This is a genomic window from Vibrio sp. TMPB1044 (assembly GCF_030442075.1).
Lineage (GTDB): Bacteria > Pseudomonadota > Gammaproteobacteria > Enterobacterales > Vibrionaceae > Vibrio > Vibrio satsumensis.
This window is the reverse complement of sequence record NZ_JAUJED010000023.1, coordinates 399575-417724: the sequence shown is the minus strand read 5'-3', so window position 1 is coordinate 417724 and position 18150 is coordinate 399575. Positions and strand designations below refer to the sequence as shown.

General features: G+C 43.5%; 17 protein-coding genes and 2 pseudogenes. 9 read left to right on the top strand and 10 right to left on the bottom strand.

The genetic code is table 11. From position 1 onward, the window contains the following. Positions 1 to 620, bottom strand: a pseudogene (locus QQ041_RS17735) (hypothetical protein); the annotation flags it as partial. A 517-nt stretch (positions 621 to 1137) separates the two neighbouring features. Here QQ041_RS17735 and QQ041_RS17730 point away from each other — a divergent pair. The 3 genes and pseudogenes from QQ041_RS17730 to QQ041_RS17720 all read left to right on the top strand — a co-directional run bounded on the left by QQ041_RS17730 (position 1138) and on the right by QQ041_RS17720 (position 3204). Then, complete coding sequence (locus tag QQ041_RS17730; RefSeq protein ID WP_285954645.1) at positions 1138 to 1845, top strand: KilA-N domain-containing protein; 708 nt, start codon at positions 1138 to 1140, stop codon at positions 1843 to 1845. A 164-nt stretch (positions 1846 to 2009) separates the two neighbouring features. Continuing rightward, positions 2010 to 2150 (top strand): annotated as a pseudogene (locus QQ041_RS17725) (L-threonine 3-dehydrogenase); the annotation flags it as partial. Positions 2151 to 2343: 193 nt separating this feature from the next. After that, positions 2344 to 3204, top strand: a complete 861-nt coding sequence (locus tag QQ041_RS17720) for a hypothetical protein (protein ID WP_285954644.1) — start codon at positions 2344 to 2346, stop codon at positions 3202 to 3204. Positions 3205 to 3284: 80 nt separating this feature from the next. On the opposite strand, the gene QQ041_RS17715 is transcribed toward QQ041_RS17720, so the two are convergent. The 3 genes from QQ041_RS17715 to QQ041_RS17705 all read right to left on the bottom strand — a co-directional run bounded on the left by QQ041_RS17715 (position 3285) and on the right by QQ041_RS17705 (position 7580). Then, positions 3285 to 4508: a DUF819 domain-containing protein gene (locus QQ041_RS17715; RefSeq protein WP_239846724.1), complete on the bottom strand. Its 1224-nt coding sequence runs from the start codon at positions 4506 to 4508 to the stop codon at positions 3285 to 3287. Between the two features lie 529 nt (positions 4509 to 5037). Next, positions 5038 to 6963, bottom strand: coding sequence for a monovalent cation:proton antiporter-2 (CPA2) family protein (locus QQ041_RS17710; RefSeq protein ID WP_285954643.1), 1926 nt, complete (start codon positions 6961 to 6963; stop codon positions 5038 to 5040). Next, positions 6963 to 7580: an NAD(P)H-dependent oxidoreductase gene (locus QQ041_RS17705; RefSeq protein WP_146490108.1), complete on the bottom strand. Its 618-nt coding sequence runs from the start codon at positions 7578 to 7580 to the stop codon at positions 6963 to 6965. The genes QQ041_RS17710 and QQ041_RS17705 overlap by 1 nt, the downstream gene beginning before the upstream one ends. 303 nt (positions 7581 to 7883) lie before the next feature. On the opposite strand from QQ041_RS17705, the gene QQ041_RS17700 reads away from it, so the two are divergent. Then, positions 7884 to 8960 (top strand): low specificity L-threonine aldolase, encoded by a 1077-nt coding sequence (locus QQ041_RS17700; protein WP_285954675.1) that lies wholly within the window; start codon positions 7884 to 7886, stop codon positions 8958 to 8960. 95 nt (positions 8961 to 9055) lie between these two features. Here the strand turns inward: QQ041_RS17700 and QQ041_RS17695 are convergent, their stop codons facing one another. Beyond that, on the bottom strand, positions 9056 to 9181 hold the full coding sequence (locus QQ041_RS17695) for a hypothetical protein (protein WP_017060906.1): 126 nt from the start codon (positions 9179 to 9181) through the stop codon (positions 9056 to 9058). Positions 9182 to 9415: 234 nt separating this feature from the next. Here QQ041_RS17695 and QQ041_RS17690 point away from each other — a divergent pair, with 234 nt between their 5' ends. After that, positions 9416 to 9850 (top strand): YccF domain-containing protein, encoded by a 435-nt coding sequence (locus tag QQ041_RS17690; protein WP_032544929.1) that lies wholly within the window; start codon positions 9416 to 9418, stop codon positions 9848 to 9850. Positions 9851 to 9965: 115 nt separating this feature from the next. Here the strand turns inward: QQ041_RS17690 and QQ041_RS17685 are convergent, their stop codons facing one another. From QQ041_RS17685 to QQ041_RS17675, 3 genes are all read right to left on the bottom strand, one after another. Continuing rightward, on the bottom strand, positions 9966 to 10889 hold the full coding sequence (locus QQ041_RS17685) for a hypothetical protein (protein ID WP_285954642.1): 924 nt from the start codon (positions 10887 to 10889) through the stop codon (positions 9966 to 9968). A 235-nt stretch (positions 10890 to 11124) separates the two neighbouring features. Then, positions 11125 to 12273 (bottom strand): L-threonine dehydrogenase, encoded by a 1149-nt coding sequence (gene yiaY / locus QQ041_RS17680; RefSeq protein ID WP_285954641.1) that lies wholly within the window; start codon positions 12271 to 12273, stop codon positions 11125 to 11127. A gap of 260 nt (positions 12274 to 12533) precedes the next feature. After that, the gene (locus QQ041_RS17675) at positions 12534 to 12686 is read right to left on the bottom strand and encodes a hypothetical protein (RefSeq protein WP_285954640.1); all 153 of its coding nucleotides are present in this window, start codon (positions 12684 to 12686) and stop codon (positions 12534 to 12536) included. A 213-nt stretch (positions 12687 to 12899) separates the two neighbouring features. Between QQ041_RS17675 and yjjG the strand changes: the two genes are divergently transcribed. After that, positions 12900 to 13574 carry a pyrimidine 5'-nucleotidase gene (yjjG, locus tag QQ041_RS17670; RefSeq protein WP_285954639.1) on the top strand — a complete coding sequence of 225 codons (675 nt, stop codon included), beginning with the start codon at positions 12900 to 12902 and terminating at the stop codon, positions 13572 to 13574. Between the two features lie 187 nt (positions 13575 to 13761). After that, positions 13762 to 14694 carry an aromatic amino acid DMT transporter YddG gene (gene yddG / locus QQ041_RS17665; protein WP_146490112.1) on the top strand — a complete coding sequence of 311 codons (933 nt, stop codon included), beginning with the start codon at positions 13762 to 13764 and terminating at the stop codon, positions 14692 to 14694. Between the two features lie 49 nt (positions 14695 to 14743). Here yddG and QQ041_RS17660 read toward each other — a convergent pair whose 3' ends face one another. Next, positions 14744 to 15640 (bottom strand): cation diffusion facilitator family transporter, encoded by an 897-nt coding sequence (locus QQ041_RS17660; protein ID WP_285954638.1) that lies wholly within the window; start codon positions 15638 to 15640, stop codon positions 14744 to 14746. Between the two features lie 364 nt (positions 15641 to 16004). On the opposite strand from QQ041_RS17660, the gene QQ041_RS17655 reads away from it, so the two are divergent. Beyond that, positions 16005 to 16355 (top strand): hypothetical protein, encoded by a 351-nt coding sequence (locus tag QQ041_RS17655; RefSeq protein WP_285954637.1) that lies wholly within the window; start codon positions 16005 to 16007, stop codon positions 16353 to 16355. A gap of 34 nt (positions 16356 to 16389) precedes the next feature. Here the strand turns inward: QQ041_RS17655 and QQ041_RS17650 are convergent, their stop codons facing one another. Then, on the bottom strand, positions 16390 to 17268 hold the full coding sequence (locus QQ041_RS17650) for a LysR family transcriptional regulator (protein WP_146490114.1): 879 nt from the start codon (positions 17266 to 17268) through the stop codon (positions 16390 to 16392). A gap of 161 nt (positions 17269 to 17429) precedes the next feature. Between QQ041_RS17650 and QQ041_RS17645 the strand changes: the two genes are divergently transcribed. Next, positions 17430 to 18029 (top strand): methyltransferase, encoded by a 600-nt coding sequence (locus tag QQ041_RS17645; RefSeq protein ID WP_060981529.1) that lies wholly within the window; start codon positions 17430 to 17432, stop codon positions 18027 to 18029. Positions 18030 to 18150: the final 121 nt, after the last annotated feature.

Sequence of the window (18150 nt, the reverse complement as noted above, 5' to 3'; positions counted from 1 at the left end):
AATTTTTCAGGGTTGTCGTTATTAGATATTAATTTCCATGAGGTTTTTACTTCAGTGGAGCCTGGGGATATTTCAAACGGTGTTTTCCCACTGTCAATATCGGCGACACATTGGCTATTGTTTAATCCGTGTTTGACGATGTCATCGTAGAATTTTTTATTGACACTTTGTTGATAGAAGACCGGATTGCCTTCTTGGTCATTCAATGGGAAATTAGAGCCGGCTTGAAGGATCTCACTTTGTACTAATCCTTGATCACCTTTATTGTCCCAACTATCGGGTATCTCTTTAAATATTCTGTCTTTCGGCATCATATTCAAGAATAAATCCGGTGTCTTGTCACTGGTATAATAAGCAAAAGATTGCCATGCAAACTGCATAAAACTGCAATTAGTATCGGATTTACTAGTTTCTGTAGGCTCTTGAGGTAAGGAAGGGTAATCAATCCAAGAGGGGTCTCCATTACAGCCGGAGGCTTCTAACTCTAACGATTTTTTATTACTAATCTTATTTTCGTAAGAGTCATTCGATTGTAAAGCTTCCCCTCTAATTTCTGTGGCATAACAATGTATTGGGGAGAGGAAAAACGAAGAAACTATGATTTTCTTTAACTTATCCATGATAACGCCTCTCATTCGTATTTGCTTGAGCGGCTAAGCTACAATAGTTACAAATAAAACGAATCTAAATTAATTAATAATTTAGTGTGACTCTGGAACGGCGTGTCTTTCCTGGAATTGTTTTGTCTCGATCCTGTCTACGTTCATGGGATAGGCAAGCTGATTGTAAGAACTGCGCTATATACAATATGCTACGTTATTAAACGTTTGACACCGATCTCCCACATCGTTAATCTGTAACGGCACTGGCAAAATCCAGTGTCGGGATTAGTCCCCCGCAACATACACCCAAGGCGCATAGACGCCAGCTTTTGCTGGTTTTTTTATGTGTGGCTTCGGCACACCTGAACATGGTCGTTTTACCTATAAAACGTACTATCAGCATTATGGTGGGCTGGGCGAGGCAGCTTCGGCTGGCCGTAACCTTGGGAGCGGTAGGACTAACCTTGTTCAGCTCACCACCCGAAGATTAGTCCCTTTGTGTGGTGATTTAAAGAGCATCCCCAAGGAGGCCATCATGCCAAATCTAACAATCCTTTCTAAAGACATTCGCATACTCGATAATTTGTATTCGCTAAACGATCTGCATAAAGCGAGTGGTGGACACAATCGACATCGTCCAAGTATTTTTATCAAGAATCAGCAAACTCAAGAACTGGTTAATGAAATTGAGCAAAGCAGTAATTCCTGCTTTGCTGTAAACACCAAACGTGGTGGTAGTAATACGGGGACTTGGGTATGCAAAGAACTTGTTTACTCTTATGCGATGTGGATTAGCCCAAAATTCCACCTGAGTGTAATTCGTGCGTTCGACAGTATGCCCACAGTTCCAGCCCTTCCAACTCCAACCGTTCCGCAAGACCTCTCCTTAAACGACTTAATTTTTGAGTTGGCGAAGGCGAAAAACGTAACAAGCCAAAATGTTCATGTGCACTACAATGCCGTATTCAACAGCAGTACTTGGTTCCAAGAGCATGGATTCGAACATGCGTTGGCAAAAAGAATACTAAAACAAGACTTAACAAATGAATTGCGTAGTCAAACCCCAGAACTGCAATTACTTAAGCAACAAGCGAGAGAATACGGCCTAGCGTTTGTGGATGAAAGTGAATACCAAAGCTTTCAAGGCCGAATGCAAATGCAGCAAAAGCAAATCGAGAAGTTGGTAGATGATGTAATGGCGTTAAGTCGAAATCATAGTGTGCTGACAAGACATATTTTGTGATAGGTATTACTAATCTTTAGTAACTCAATGGGAAATTAGACGAGAAAAACCATATTACTGACTTGGTTTTCATCTGATAGCTCAAAATATGTCGCCAGTTTGTCGCCATTATCAAATTTGATTGTTTGCAAGTTTATGTTTCTAAATAACTTAATTTCCCATTGTATATAATGGCTTCTTTGATTCAATCTGGCCTTGATCTAACACCAATTATTACTCACCATTACAAAGTGGACGACTTCCAGAAAGGCTTCGACATGATGCGATCTGGTATGTCTGGTAAGGTGATCCTTGATTGGGAATAAGCTGATAGGGGAAACCCTGAGTTAATTCCAAAATCTAAATGCCTCAAAGAAATTTGGGGCATTTTTGTATCTAAATTCTACTTACGATCAACTCACCTCTCTGTCACTTAATGGCCATTTTGCTGCGCAGTAATCTCTAAAATACTTAATAAGCAGTTACACATTATTGTTTTGACTATTGAAGAGAGGGCTCATGGCTTGTAAACCACTTGCACTGATAATAACTGGAATATTATTAACGCCGAATTTTGCTAGCGCTGATGTCGATATTTCGAAAGCCGAAAACGATCAAGCAGCAGAGCAGGCAGCAAAGGAACTTGCAAACCCAAACACAGCTTACGCTAGCCTCAATTTAAAACTCCAGTATTCAGGTGGATACGATGGTGGAGGAGATACTTTCGCAACCGTATTGCAGCCGACACTGCCTTTTCCTATGGATAATGGAGATAAAGTAATCTTCCGTCCGGCTATCTCTTATGTTCAGAATGATTTCCATGTAGATACACCAGCAAGCTCGCAGCGTATGGATCAGTCTGGCGTTACCGACATCTCATTTGATTTAGCTTATGCACCTAAAATGGAGGGCGGTACTATTGTCGCTTTCGGTCTCTTTGCTTCGTTGCCTACGGGCAGCAGTGACTTAACGGCGGATCAATTTGCTATCGGGCCTGAGTTCATGTTCGGGAATGCGAGTAGTGAGCGAGTTGTAGGCATATTTCCAAACCACTTATATGGCGTGTCTGGAGACGGAGCCGATCATTCTGATACTCGAATCAACAGGACGTCGACACAAGTGTTTTGGGTGGAGATCTTAGGAGGCGGTTGGACGGTAGGCTCTGCGCCGACATTCTCGTATGACTGGAATAAGGATCAGGCGGAAATTCCGTTAAATATCAGCGTTAGTAAAACTGCTGTCCTGAACGGACGCCCTTGGAAGTTGGGCATTGAAGCGAATTACTATATCGAGAAAGATGAAAAGACGCGTCCAGACTTTATGTTGAGCTTTAATATTAGCCCTGTGGTGGAAAATAAACTGGCGTCTTTACTTGATTAATTTAAGTGTGAAAGAGTAGAAGTGAAAAAGGCAGAACGATCATCGTTCTGCCTTTGTGTTATTGGGTTAGTGAGCTTCAATTAACCCGCCGCAGCCTGCATGATAAGGCCACAAATGTAAGCGCCGTATGTGCCTAGAGCGTAACCCAATACCGCCATCAGGATACCTACTGGTGCCAATGCTGGGTGGAATGCCGCCGCTACGATAGGAGCCGATGCCGCGCCACCTACGTTAGCTTGGCTACCGACTGCCATGAAGAACAGTGGAGCACGGATTAGCTTCGCCATCGCAATCATAAGTAGAGCGTGGATAGTTAGCCATGTGATACCAATGAAGAAGTAACCAGGGTTGTCCAAGATTGCGGTAATATCCATCTGCATACCGATAGTCGCAACTAAGATGTAGATGAACGCAGAACCTACTTTAGACGCGCCACTGTGCTCAAGGCTGCGTGTCGACTTAAAGCATGAAGCGATAAGAGCGAACGTCGTTACCATAACGATTAACCAGAAGAAGCCAGATGTCAGGCTGTATTTCGCAAGTTCCGGAGCGTTGGTCGAGATCCAAGGTGCGATAAGGTCACTGAACAAGTGAGCTAGACCAGTCAAACCAAAGGCAATCGCAGTGATCTTCATTAGATCAGTTGTCGTCGTTGGGCGAGCGTTCTCTTCTTGGTATTTAGATACCGTCTCTTTTAGCTCTTCGATTGATGAAGTGTCTGCTTTAAGCCAAGCATCAATCTTCTTCTGACGACCCGCCATGATAAGCAACACAGCCATCCAAATGTTTGCACAGATAACGTCTACCGTAATCATCGCAGAGAAGAGTTGGTCATCAACCTCAAACACTTCTTTCATTGCTGCTTGGTTAGCACCGCCACCGATCCAAGAACCGGCAACAGTCGTTAGGCCACGCCATACGTCGCCCGAAACAAGATCAGGGTTAACTTGATCGATAATCAGAATCGCTAATGGGCCACCAATGATGATGCCGGCAGTACCCGTTAAGAACATGATCACGGCTTTAGAGCCAAGACCAAAGATTTTACGAAGGTCAGCTGAGATGATCAGAAGAACTAATGCACTTGGCAGTAGGTAGCGACTTGCTACGAAGTATAGCTTGGAGTTTGACGCATCAATGATGCCGAAGCTGTTCAACAATGAAGGAACAAAGTAACAGAGCAATAGACCCGGAACGAACGAGTAGAATTTTTTCAGTGCGCTATTTTGGCTACTTTCCGTGATAAAAACACCGCCAAGAATAACAGCTAACATGCCCATTATTACAGCATCATTAGTAATCATTATTATATCTCCTTTAAGGTGAGCGCAAAGGTCTCACTTTTTGAATTGCAGGACTATACCGATAACTTCCACTCGTTACAAATTGTAACGATAGACATACTTTGAAACGTTTGTGTTAACTCAAATGGCTTATATTTGTGAATGCTGTGCGTAATTTATTGGTTTTGTGAATGATTTCGTTGGGATGAGACAGGCTAATTTTGATATATGCAATGTTATTCAAACCCCTGAAACTGGTCATTTCGATTTTAGCGGGTAAGTGAGTCGCTAAAATGAGTGCATATATAACCCTTCTTAAGGTATGGTTTATGCAATGAGGTAATGTTTCATAATTGTAAAAACTGAATTCATTTTTGACGGGTAGCTTGAGATTGAAAATTATAACTGGATCACATAAATCTCGTGGTTCATCTGATTTAGGTCTAGTGATTTGGCTTCATTGGTCGCGCTGTTTGTGTCTAGACAATGAAAAAGCGGCTCGAGAGCCGCTTTTTGAATGGTAACTTAGAGTGTTTATTAGAATTTTCGCTTAGCTTTCTTCTTCCTCAAAGCCATCTGCATAACCTTTCGGTGGCGGTGTCCAACCTCGTTCAGATCGAGAGTGCTTGTCTGAACGGTCTTTTTTCATATCTTCTTTCATTGCTTCTTCAAGGTGAATGAAGATTTGTCGATAGTTGTTGTCGTAGCGCGGGTTCTCTTCCGCTTCAGACCAAGCTTGGTAAAGCTTTTCAGACTTACGGCTCTCAACACGTTGATACGTCGATTTTTGCTGCTCGACGAAGAATGGGTGGTGCCCTAAAGAGCGCAAGGCTTCTGCTCCCATTTCAAGTGCAGAGTGGTAAGTTTCGGACACTACAGAATCTGCACCTGCTTCTCGTAAGCGATAACTATGACCACGGTCGAATGCGCGGGCTAAGATTTTCACTTTAGGGTAGGTGTGTTTAACGTACTTCACTAATTCAACACTTGAGTCTTGGTTATCGATCGCTACTACTAGCATTGCGGCTTCTTCGATTCCGGCGGTATGCAATAAGTCGTGACGAGTCGCATCACCAAAGTAAGATTTGATATTGATGGAGCGTAACAAATCTACTTGGTTCGCTTGGTGATCCAGAACCACAGTATTGACATCATTCGACACCAATAAGCGGTTAACGATTTGGCCGAAGCGACCAATGCCCGCAATGATAACGGTGCCTTTCTCTTCAATAGTATCTTCTTCGCGGTCGTTCGATTTTTGTTCGTAACGCGGCAGAATCACTTTATCAAATAGAATGAACAGCCCTGGTGTTAGGAACATTGAAAGTGCTACAACCAGCGACAATGTTTGGACAATGTCAGCAGGTAGTACGTGGTTTTGAGCAGAGAAGCTCAGTAGTACAAAACCAAACTCACCGGCTTGCGCCAAGCTCAATGTAAACAGCCAACGGTCACTGTTTTTGATTTTGAAGATCAACGCCAACGTAAATAGTACTAAGGCTTTAAGAAGCATAACGCCAAGGGTGAGGCCAATGATCAAACCAAAGTCGTTGAATAGAACATCAAAGTTGATGCCAGCACCTACGGTAATGAAGAACAAGCCAAGAAGCAGCCCTTTAAACGGGTCGATATTAGACTCAAGTTCGTGGCGGAATTCACTGTTGGCCAATACCACACCAGCAAGGAAAGTACCTAAAGCCGGTGATAGGCCGACTAGGCTCATTAATGCAGCAATACCAATCACCAACATTAGTGCGGTTGCAGTAAAGATTTCACGCAGGCCTGAGCTTGCCACAAAGCGGAACAGTGGACGACTCAAAAAGTGCCCGCCGACAACAACTATCGCGATAGATGCCGTGATCACAAGGCCATAAGCCCAGCCGGGTAGGCCAGCAACAAGGCTTAACTCTTCATGGTGATCAGAAGCCGAAGCAACCGCGCTTTGTGCAGCTTCAATTAATTCTGGCAACGCCAATAGAGGGATAAACGCCAACATAGGGATGACGGCAATATCTTGGAACAGTAGAACTGAGAAAGCGTTCTTGCCGCCTTCTGTCTTAGATAGCCCTTTTTCATTGAACGTTTGTAGAACAATAGCGGTTGATGACAGTGCGAAGATCAAACCGATGGTGAGTGCAATCGTCCAAGGTTGCCCGAAGAATAGGGCAATACCCATAACAATCGCGGTAGTGCCGCCAACTTGCAGGCCACCCAGTCCCATAAGACGGTTTCTCATCGCCCAAAGCATCTTAGGCTCAAGTTCAAGGCCGACTAAGAACAGCATCATGACCACCCCGAACTCGGCAAAGTGTTGAATGGTTGTGGTCTCTTCACCCACTAGGCCAATGATCGGACCAATCACAACACCAGCAATGAGATAACCTAATACAGAGCCAAGGCCAAGCCTTTTGGCAATAGGTACGGCAATGACAGCTGCTACTAAGTAGATAAACGCTTGTAGAAAATATCCCGTCATTATTTAACCTCTGCCATTAGTTCTTCTACGTAGTGGTTTAGCTTTTCTGCATTGCTGGCTTTTTTGATATTAATGTCGCCGGCAACCAGCGCCTCTAACAGCACTTTATAGCTATCGACATGCTCTTGAATGCGGTTTTCTTCCAAAGCGGTACGTGAACCAAACAGAGCAAAGGGTGCGAGGTAGGTTATCCCACACAAAGACGCCGTTTGTTCAATTGGGTGAAGCAGTTCACGGATGGTGAAGTGGTTATAACCGTCAGTTTGATAAGCCTCTTTTTTGCCGCCAGCGGTGATACTACATAACAAGCTTTTGCCTTGCAGCTCATTACCGTCGGTGCCGTAAGCAAATCCGTATTCTAGGACGAGGTCTTGCCATTCTTTAAGAATCGCGGGTGTTGAGTACCAATATAGTGGGAACTGAAAAATGATGATGTCATGGTCCAACAGGCGTTTCTGCTCACGATCGATATTGATCTTGAAGGTTGGGTATTCAGCATAAAGGTCGACACAGGTGACGCCTTCAATACGCTTGGCTTGCTCAAATAAGGGTTTGTTAGCTTCAGAGCGATGCTGAGAAGGGTGGGCGAATAGCACCAAGACTCGATTTTTCGACATATAGCCCTCTTTGTCCATTAACGAATAATATTTATTGGAATTATAGATATACAATAATAGAAGAATGGTTGAACAACAACGAATTAGCCCATACTTATCTAGTTGGATGCGTGTGTTTTTAGGTACTTAAATATATAAAACATCCGTCCACTTGAGTATTTCCGGCATACGCAGCCGATGACTAAGTAAAACTAATTATTCGCTAATAATAAAAGCGAATAGGTGCACTTTATGTCACCGTTGAAGGCTAACGTAAATAATTCAATCACCCTACATAGAACGACAATGAATAAAGGAAAAGGTATGAGCACGGACTTGCGTCAACAATGTAATTTGCTGCTTTCTGGCCACTTCGATCCAACACCAGCCCAAACCTTCGCGCAAATGGCTGAATGGTGCGAAACACATGATGTGGCGCACGACACCTATGGTGATGGCGATTTTATTGAGAGTTTTGAAAACAAAGTGGCTGATTTGCTCGGCTATGAGGCCGCCGTGTTTGTGATTACTGGCACAATGAATCAACCGACAGCGTTAGAGATTGCTTGCCAAGAAAAAAGAAACCCAGTAGTGGCGATGCACGAATCCAGCCATATTATGCGCCATGAACGCCAAGGGTATCAGCTCCAAAATCGCTTCAACGTGCTTCCAGTCGGCAACGTTTTTCGCACTTGGACTGTTGATGACCTGAAGGCGTGGCCAGATGAAATCGCGGCGGCGCTGTATGAGTTGCCCATGCGAGAAATTGGCGGTCAATTACCTGAATGGGAAGAGCTTGAAGCGATCAAGCAGTACTGCAAAGAACAATCGATCCACCTTCATATGGATGGTGCGCGTTTGTGGGAGTGTGGCGCGTATTATCAAAAGTCATACAGTGAGATTTCTAAGGGTTTCGGTAGTGCTTACGTTTCACTGTATAAAGGTCTCAATGGTCTTGGCGGTTCGTTGCTGCTAGGCGATAAAGCCTTTGTAGCGAAAGCATCTGCGTGGATGAAGCGTCAAGGTGGCAATGTTTATCATCGAACGCCTTATGTGGTTTCAGCTGCAATGCAGTTTGATGAGCGATTAGAACTGATGCCCGCTTTATACGAACGCACCAAACAGGTTTATCAAATCCTACAAGATTACCCTCAGTTCAAAGTGAACCCGCAGCAACCCCAAGTAAACATGCTTCACCTCTATTTACCCGTGAGTTTTGAGGATGGCATTATCCTGCGCGACAATATAGCTAAGAAGCATAAGATTTGGATAGGAAATCCAGCGATTAGCGAATTGCCAAACCAATGTAAAATTGAGTGGTATGTAGGGGATAACTTATTAAATCTGCCTGATCATGAGTTGATCGACATTCTTGATTTGATTAACGAAGAGCTGATTTGATTACAGAAGAGCTGACTGCAGAAGAAATGATCTAGTGGAAATGGATACAGACCGTTGGTCCGGTATCCATTTATGCAGCTAGGATGACGGTTCTGTTACATATACTGGTTGATGTAGACGTCGACTAGGAACATGAATACTGGAACTGTGCTTAGAAGTCCGAAGAAGACGATAGGCACCCAATTCTTCATTTTCTTTTTAGGTTGCTCTGTATTGTTCATAGATTCGGCCTTAAATTCGTTGTTGAGTCGGTGCTTAGGTGATAACTGAATGGTATCAAATAAATTCAAATTGCCCTATGCGGATTTGGCGTTTCGTGGCGTGTATCAATCACATAAAATGTAAGTGATTCATAAACGGTTCATAAAGGTTCAACAATAATGAACCTATTACAACAATCAATGCCTTACTCGGCATATTAAATAAACAGCATTCAAAGATTTGGAGAATACAGAATGAAAACAATAGGCAACATCATTTGGTTTCTGTTCGGTGGCGTATTTATGGGGCTAGCTTGGTGGTTCTTCGGACTGCTCGCATTCCTAACCATCGTTGGTATTCCATGGGGCAGAGCATGTTTTGTTATGGGTAACTTCTCATTCTTCCCATTTGGTCAGGAAGCAATTTCTCGTGATGAGCTGACCAATGAAATGGACATTGGCACGAGTCCGCTAGGTGTGATTGGTAACATTATTTGGTTCTTGTTTGCGGGTATCTGGCTGGCTATTGGTCACATCATGTCAGCTGTGGCTTGTTTCATTACCATCATCGGTATTCCGTTCGCGATTCAACACCTTAAACTAGCGGTTATCTCGTTGGCGCCAATCGGTAAGACGGTTGTCGATAAACGTGAAGCAGAAGCGGCACGAGTGAGAAATTATAAAGGTTAAGGCTTCAATTTGAGCTTTATAGAATTGAAAAGCACATCGCATGATGTGCTTTTTTTGTGCTTCTGTTTTTATCTCTCGATGCTCATATCACAAACAATAACTAAACGTGCTTGAGCTAGACATTGTTAAACAGGACTTCAAGCCGAAGGGTGATGTTCGCTTCTTCGGTATGTTTCTCATTGGGCTCTCGTTCCCATTGATAACGAGGAGTGAGTTCGTAGAACAGCCACTCTTTCCATACATTTTGTCGGTAGGTAATCGAAACTTGAGCGTATTCGTAATGATTATAAGGCTCATCTGTTGCATTAATCGTGGCGCTATATTGCAGCGCCTGGTCTTGAGAAAGGTAGTGATACAAGGTTAATCCCGTACCATAGTTCCAACCTTTAAGATCGTCGTTATAACCTGCAAAGCTTGACCATCGAGCCAAGAAATCATCACTTAAGGAAAGATCAAAATCGATGTCAGTGATTTCGCCAGTCTCTTGTTTTTCTTGATATACACGCTGGGTAAGCCTGAATACCGCATCGGTTGTGAGAGGGTAGGTAAAACGATAGCGAGCTTCGATACGTGGTCGTAATGTCGCCTTAATATTGAAGCTGCTATATCCCTTGGCATAGGCGTCGTAACGCAGACCAAGTGCACTTTCTAATTCCTCAGAATCTTGTGGGAAGAAATCCAAGAACTCTTCATCGCTAACCGATTCATAAATCAATTTGAGGCGTTTGCTAACAAAGGGTAAATGCAAGCGTGCGTTGAGCTTGGTTGAGTAATCTACATCACCACCTTCTGAATAGATGAAATCATTGTACCAACGCACCGAGGTCCCAGCTCTAGCATCTTCCGTAATACGGTCATCAACAAAGAAGCTATCGAACCAGATTGCGGGTTGACAAAACCTGCTGTTTAGGAAGTGATAGGCTTTCTCGACACGTGTGTCTTCCAGCGGCTGGCTGTGACACTCGTCCTTTTCCTCCGCGAGGGCAGAGTGGGTAGCGAGTGATGCCAATAATGAAGTGCTAACTATCCAACGACTCAATGGAACCTATATGTCATTTTATATATCAATAGGTTGACTATAACCAAGCAATTTAAACAATGCGAACTTTTCATCACGAGATGTCGCCGTTAAATCTTGTGAGGCCAAATAGGAAAGGTTGTATTAGTTAGTAGGGTCTGGTTGACCTAAATTAGCAGGGAAGGTTTAGTTTAGGATGAGAAAACGGGCTCTTAAAGAGCCCGTTGTACGTTTCGTTTTTGTATATATTTCTAGATTACATTGCCGCTTCGAAAATCGCAGAAATTTCTTCGTGAGTCGCTTGTTTAGGGTTTGTGAAACCACAAGCGTCTTTCAGTGCGTTGTCAGACAGAGTTGGGATGTCTTCGAGCTTAGCACCAAGTTGCGCGATCCCCGTTGGGATGTTCACGTCGTTTGCAAGTTGAACAATCGCATTGATAGCCGCTTCTGCACCTTGCTCTGCTGTCATGCCTTCCACATTCACGCCCATTGCTTTTGCAACATCACGAAGACGCTCAGGACAAACTTGCGCATTGTAGCGTTGAACGTGTGGTAGCAAGATAGCGTTACATACACCGTGTGGAAGGTCGTAGAAACCACCCAGTTGGTGCGCCATTGCATGAACGTAACCCAGTGACGCGTTGTTGAACGCCATGCCAGCCATGAATTGTGCGTAAGCCATTTGCTCACGCGCTTCAATGTCTTCGCCGTGTGACACTGCAGTTCTTAGGTGCGCTTGTACAAGTTCAATCGCTTTAATCGCTACAGCGTCTGTGATTGGTGTTGCTGCGATAGAAACGTAAGCCTCGATTGCGTGGGTTAGCGCATCCATACCGGTTGCAGCAGTTAGTGACGCAGGCTTAGCAAGCATCAACTCAGGATCGTTTACTGAGATAAGCGGTGTTGTGTGCTTGTCAACGATCGCCATTTTAATGTGACGTTCCTCATCAGTGATGATGCAGAAGCGTGTCATTTCTGATGCTGTACCAGCCGTAGTGTTGATAGCGATAAAAGGCATCATTGGCTTTTCAGATTGGTCTACGCCTTCATAGTCTGCAATCTTGCCGCCGTTAGAAGCAACCAGAGCAATGCCTTTTGCACAGTCGTGTGGAGAACCGCCACCTAGAGAAACAACGAAATCACAATCGTTGTCAGTTAGTAATTCAAGACCATCGTTAACGTTCGTGATGGTTGGGTTTGGTTGAGTGCCATCGAATACAACTGCGTCTACGCCGCGCTGGCTAAGAAGGTCTTGTACCTGCTTAACTACACCAATTTGATTCAAGATCTTATCAGTTACGATCAGACCTTTTTTAAAGCCTTGAGACTGAATACTATCAGCAGCATCCTTCAGACAGCCAGTACCCATGAAGTTGATTGTAGGGATGTAAAATGCAGTAGACATTGGAAAACTCCGTTAATTATGATTTTTAATTTCCTACATGTTGTCGGCATTCAAGTGGTCGACCATTGATCTGGAACAACTTTGAATTCGAACTACCACTTTGTGGCTAGTCGTTGTGATAGGGCTCATATAGCAATCGTTTTCATGGTTTTTGGCTGTGTTGATTGTCAGTAATAGATCGCGATAAATCGACTAAATTAGAGACAGTATGGCGCTCTATAACAATGAAAAATAAGGTTTTTCATTAAAAACTCCTCTAGTTAGGTTGGTGTCGACGTTTTATCTGAGTCATCGCTGCATTCAATTTCAGGTTCTTGTGACTCTTCAGAATCAAGCGTGTCTTCTGACTCCTCGTCATAGTATTTGACAAGAAAAGGGGTAAGCATGACAGACGATGGTAAAAAGTGCTTCATAGTACCTCCCGGTACCTAAGTGTATTTATTGTATGGTATTGGTTTAATATGTGGCAAAATTTGCGATACATCATGACTTGTGGCTTGTTTTCTATAAATTATTAGAACTATATTCAGGCTCACAAAATTGGTAGTAGAATGAACATCTGGTCTTTGAGCCAATGAACAACTAAAGATAAACGCAGCTCAACAGCGTGATTAATAGGAAATAAAATGAAGTACGACTGGATATTCTTTGATGCAGATGAAACCTTGTTCCATTTTGATGCTTATCAGGGAATGAAGCTGATGTTTTCTCGTTTTGGTGTGGACTTCAACGAACAGGATTATTCCGTTTATCAAGAAGTTAACCTACCACTATGGGTAGACTATCAAGATGGTCGCATTACGGCTGATCAACTGAAACACACGCGCTTCGAAAGCTGGGCTGAGAAATTAGAGACAACAACCGCTGCTTTAAACAGTGCATTCTTAACAGCGATGGCGGATATCTGCTCTTTATTACCGGGTGCACAAGAGTTGATGGAGTCTTTAAAAGGCAAAGTGAACATGGGCATCATCACTAACGGTTTTACAGAGCTGCAGTCAATTCGTTTAGAGCGTACAGGAATGACGGATTACTTTGAGCACGTGATAATTTCTGAAGAGGTTGGGGTAGCCAAACCGGATGCACAAATTTTTGAATATGCCCATAAGCTGATCGGGTTACCATCTAAGCAACGAGTATTGATGGTCGGAGATAACCCACATTCCGATATTCTAGGCGGATTAGATTTTGGTATTGAAACCTGTTGGTTAAATAGTCAAGAAAAGGCAGCGCCAGCCGGAATTAACCCTCATTATCAGGTTAAGTCTCTGGCTGACCTGCAAGCTCTTTTACTAGCATAATTGCTAATTGCTAATTGCTAATTGCTAATTGCTTTTAGATTTTTGAGTGAATGATTGATAGCCGAGTACAGTTATGTGCTCGGCTACTTATTTTTACTTACTGCAACTTATCGATAGTGGCGTTTAAGCCTACCTTTGCTTTAAGCTCGCTTTGATTACCCCATTACAATAAAAATAAGGAAGAGGCGTGCTGAAATCTCATCGCCATAGCTGCTACGGCATTGCTGCCATTTTACTTTGGAGCTGCTTAATCGCGCTGTCTCGTAGCGTATCAGAACAACTGGGCCCAATTGGTGGCGCCGCCAGTCTTTATACAGTGAGCTCACTGTTGTTGGTCTGTGTTATGGGGTTACCTAAGCTGTCGCGCTTTTCTAAGTCATACCTGTTGATTGGTGGTGCTCTGTTCGTTTGTTATGAGATCTTCTTAGCTCTGGCTTTAGGGATGGCAAACAACCGACATCAAGCCTTGGAAATGGCCGTTATCAACTACTTATGGCCTGCATTGACGGTGTTGTTCGCGGTATTGCTCAGCGATAAAAAGATTAACTGGTTGGTTTACCCAAGTATTTTCTTAGCCTTCTTTGGTGTGGCTTGGAGTATCAGTGGCGATCAGGGGCTTTCTGTTGATCAAATCGCTGCCAATATTGCCACCAACCCTAAAACCTATTCAATGGCGTTTTTCGGCGCGATTATTTGGGCGGTCTACTGTAATTACACTCAGAAAGTGGCGAAAGGACAGAATGCGATCGTGCTGTTCTTTATCGCGACTGCAATCACCTTGTGGATCAAATACGCAGTGAGTAACGAAACCGGCATGGTGATGACAACCAGTGCTGCAATTGACTTAGTGTTAGCCGGTGTGTGTATGGGCGCAGGTTACGCACTTTGGAATACCGCGATACTTGGCGGCAATATGGTCTTCCTAGCGACCATGTCCTATTTCACGCCTATTTTTGCGACCTTACTGTCTTCTATGATTTTGGGGTTGTCACTGAGCATGACGTTTTGGCAAGGCGTTTGTATGGTGACGATTGGCTCTTTAGCTTGCTGGTGGGTAACCAGAGACAAAAAGCCGACGGTTACGGCGTCGGCTTCTAAAAAGGTTCAATCAGAGTCTTAGTTAACCAGAGGTTGATGGGTTAACTCTTGTTTTTTTTAACTCTCGATTCTTAACTCGCGATATTGAGATTCAATTGAAGCTCATAAGGCATCTTCGATAAGCGTCGCTTAAGTTGGCGGCGCGTACGTTCAATATCATCAACCGTAATTGCATCTTGGTCATTGGTATGAATATCAACGTTGATTCTTAGCTCAGGACCAACCTTAGTCACGCCCATTAGCTCTAAATCTTGATCCGCTTCTTTGTCTACCGCGACAACGTTTTTATCTACCGCATCACAAATGTCTTTGGTTGCCGACATCATCAGTAGTTCACGCATCGCTTCTCGTAACATGTCGAATGGCACTTTGATGAAGTAGAAAGACATCAGCAACATCATCATTGGGTCGGCATATACTGCGTATGATGCAAGAGGTGAGAATGTCATTGCCCACGCTACGACGAAACCAGCCGTTACCGCGACACTCAATAGTGTATCCATCTGCCACTGTTTAGATTCCGCTTGAATAAGACCTGAAGAGATACGTTTGCTCTTGTTCGCGATGTACCACCAAGCATAACCACAGCCCAACACGTTGAAAATACCAAACAGAGTTGCAATAGAAGCATCGACCTCACGACCGCCTGTCATCAAGGCACCAATCGCAGAGTAAAGCGAATAACCAACCACAAGTAGAATCACCACGGCTTTAATCGCAATCACAATCGGTTCGATGATAGCTCGACCGAACGGAAACTCTCTATCTGAAGGGCGGTTAATGTATTTTGAAGCAGCTAGTGACAATAAAGTTAACAGTAAGCTGATAAGAGAATAGACACCGTCAAATACTATGACCAGAGAGCCAACGATAAGACCCAACACCAATCCGCCAATAGCGAAGCCTGATGCTAAAAGGGCTGAGAACAATAGTACTCGATTTTCGTTTTGGCTTTTCCTGTCACACATAATATTTTCCAGATGTTTTTGATAACTTCATTGTTCTAATAATGAGCTAACTTTACAAACCTTATCTGATGACGTTTATATGTACTATTTAATTAGTTCATTTAAATCATTGTAATTCAGTGGTTTAGGTTGATTTTTAGGTGTCAATAAAGTTGACGATGACTGTTTTCTAAGGGATGTGTGCAACTGAGAATAGATGGTTTATGATTAATGAAATATATCAGTCATCAGTGTCGCACAGCTTTGTGAGCTCAATGTTTACATAAACTTAAGCATATCGATAAAGGGAACGCTAGCATTCGAATACGTCGCGTAAATCGTTCAGTTGTAACTGTATGACATCTGGGTCAAGGAGTGGATAAATATGAAGTTTGATAACCTCAATGACAGCGAGTTATGGGAGATTGCTACGCCTATCATGGATAACTTGATGGAAGGTTCAACCAAGGTTGACCATGCTCAACACTGCCGAGATTTTACGCAGCGAATGAAGGATATCGTTACGCCAGAATATTTAGAAAAGGTGTGTCACCATTATCAGCACAGTAATGGTTTTTTTGCTGAACGGGAGCAAGTTGCGCTATTTAGACGCTCAGATTCCATCGCCTTTGTATGGAAACAAGCGTACGCCATTGCAAAAGGCGAGTTTGTAGCCGAAATGGTGTTGGTTGAAGAAGACGGGCGTTACTTGGTTGATCACGTGATGGTTTTCTAGAGCAAGACTTAGGTATGGAGTAAAAGTCGTCCGTCTAGAAATCAAACAAGTAATCACTAAGCTGGTCGGCCAACCAATTCATTCCAGGGTGTTCTGCCATGCCCGCTGCAGTGAACATACAGTAGTCTTCTTGCGTTAAGCCGTAGGTGTGTTTGATCACGGCTAGCTCTTGTTCACGCAATAAATGGCGAATCAATGGCTCTGGCATTACACCCCACGCCTCTTCACGTAAAATTGTATCCAACATAAAGTCGAAGCTAGAAAAGCCGATGTAACGGCGAGAGAAGGGCTCAAGCTCAGGGTTGTCCTTTTCATTGAGATAAACCATGGTAGCTTGCATAGAATTTCTTAACACCTCATCAGAGACACGTCGCATCGCGCTCAGATCATGCCCTTTTTTGCACACAGACATCATTCGAATCTTACCAAGAGGGTTGTAGATAATTCTAGGGTCATCGACACGTTCATAATCTACACCAAATGCAAAATCGACTTGCTGAGTTTCGACCAGGTTGGCTAAGTCACCACTAGATGCGAGAACAAAATTGAATGAGGTAGAAGGGTACTTGTTATTTAAGGTGTGAGATAAGTCCTGCCACATTTCGTCAGGTAGGGAGTCGTCTCGTGCAATCCAAATTTCCGCGTTAAACTCCCCCGAAACATGCAAGCAGGTTTGCTTAATACGAGCAGCAGTCACCAATAGGCCTTCGCAATCCTTGTAAATCGCTTTGCCTGCTTCAGAAAGTTCAACGTGGTTTCCGCTACGTACAAACAACTCGACATCTAACTCTTTCTCCAAGGCTTTAATCGACATGCTGAGTTTGGTTCGGTTGCATTCTAACTGGCGTGCGGCTTCAGAAACTGATCCTAAATCAGCAACGGAACAAAAGGCTTGGACTTGAGAAAGGTTCATTTCATTTCCATATTAAGCGGGGGTTGGTGCATATTATCTGAATATTGTGCTGACTATCTTAGAAATAGTCCATCTTTGCATGATAACTCTATGACGAATTGACTAATTTGGTTTACTCTGTGGGGGTTCCGAACCTACAAGAAGTAAAGATGGAGGCCATGATGGCGAAACAATGGGACGAGTACGCCGTTGATTGGGATAAAGATCCCGCGACCGCAGTATTCGCACAGTCCGTATTTGACCAGTTAACACAGCTCGTTGATTTAAACGGAACCCGTGTCCTTGATTTTGGTTGTGGTACAGGACTACTCAGCCAGAAGATATCTCCTTTAGCAAAAGAGATCATTGCACTTGATATCTCCGAAGGGATGATTGAAGAGTTAGATAAGAAAGAGCTACCTAACGTTGAACCGGTTGTTGATATTTTATCGCGCGGACTTGCAGCGCAGCATCCAGCATTCAGAAACCAGTTTGATCTAGTGGTAGCCTCTTCGGTGTGTGGTTTTATCCCTAATCTACAAGACACAGTCAGTCTTATTTACACGCTGCTTGAGAATGACGGCACGTTTGTACACTGGGATTGGTACTTAGAAAACGATAGTGAAGACTATGGCGTAAGCCGACAGCGCTCAGAGAATGTATTGAGTGCAGCGGGCTTTGCAGTGGTTGAAGTCTCTACACCGTTCTCGATTGACACTCCACAAGGAGCGTTAAAGGTGTTGATGGGTGTTGGACGCAAGCAAGCGCTTCCTCACCTGTAATCGTTCGTAGCTTGAGTTAGCATTTAGAATACTCATTTAAAAGACTAAACCCACATTAACGGCTTTAAGGTCAGTTATGTGGGTTTTGTCTTTTAGGCGGTATACTTTCCACTAATGCTAA

What these genes read in the sequence shown, in the direction of transcription:
- QQ041_RS17700 (WP_285954675.1), top strand. Translation starts at nt 7,884, where the DNA reads ATGAGCACGGACTTGCGTCAACAATGTAATTTGCTGCTTTCTGGCCAC.
- QQ041_RS17675 (WP_285954640.1), bottom strand. Translation starts at nt 12,686, where the DNA reads ATGAAGCACTTTTTACCATCGTCTGTCATGCTTACCCCTTTTCTTGTC.
- yiaY (WP_285954641.1), bottom strand. Translation starts at nt 12,273, where the DNA reads ATGTCTACTGCATTTTACATCCCTACAATCAACTTCATGGGTACTGGC.
- QQ041_RS17655 (WP_285954637.1), top strand. Translation starts at nt 16,005, where the DNA reads ATGAAGTTTGATAACCTCAATGACAGCGAGTTATGGGAGATTGCTACG.
- QQ041_RS17710 (WP_285954643.1), bottom strand. Translation starts at nt 6,963, where the DNA reads ATGACGGGATATTTTCTACAAGCGTTTATCTACTTAGTAGCAGCTGTC.
- QQ041_RS17690 (WP_032544929.1), top strand. Translation starts at nt 9,416, where the DNA reads ATGAAAACAATAGGCAACATCATTTGGTTTCTGTTCGGTGGCGTATTT.
- QQ041_RS17715 (WP_239846724.1), bottom strand. Translation starts at nt 4,508, where the DNA reads ATGATTACTAATGATGCTGTAATAATGGGCATGTTAGCTGTTATTCTT.
- QQ041_RS17660 (WP_285954638.1), bottom strand. Translation starts at nt 15,640, where the DNA reads ATGTGTGACAGGAAAAGCCAAAACGAAAATCGAGTACTATTGTTCTCA.
- QQ041_RS17705 (WP_146490108.1), bottom strand. Translation starts at nt 7,580, where the DNA reads ATGTCGAAAAATCGAGTCTTGGTGCTATTCGCCCACCCTTCTCAGCAT.
- QQ041_RS17650 (WP_146490114.1), bottom strand. Translation starts at nt 17,268, where the DNA reads ATGAACCTTTCTCAAGTCCAAGCCTTTTGTTCCGTTGCTGATTTAGGA.
- yjjG (WP_285954639.1), top strand. Translation starts at nt 12,900, where the DNA reads ATGAAGTACGACTGGATATTCTTTGATGCAGATGAAACCTTGTTCCAT.
- QQ041_RS17730 (WP_285954645.1), top strand. Translation starts at nt 1,138, where the DNA reads ATGCCAAATCTAACAATCCTTTCTAAAGACATTCGCATACTCGATAAT.
- QQ041_RS17695 (WP_017060906.1), bottom strand. Translation starts at nt 9,181, where the DNA reads ATGAACAATACAGAGCAACCTAAAAAGAAAATGAAGAATTGGGTGCCT.
- QQ041_RS17645 (WP_060981529.1), top strand. Translation starts at nt 17,430, where the DNA reads ATGGCGAAACAATGGGACGAGTACGCCGTTGATTGGGATAAAGATCCC.
- QQ041_RS17720 (WP_285954644.1), top strand. Translation starts at nt 2,344, where the DNA reads ATGGCTTGTAAACCACTTGCACTGATAATAACTGGAATATTATTAACG.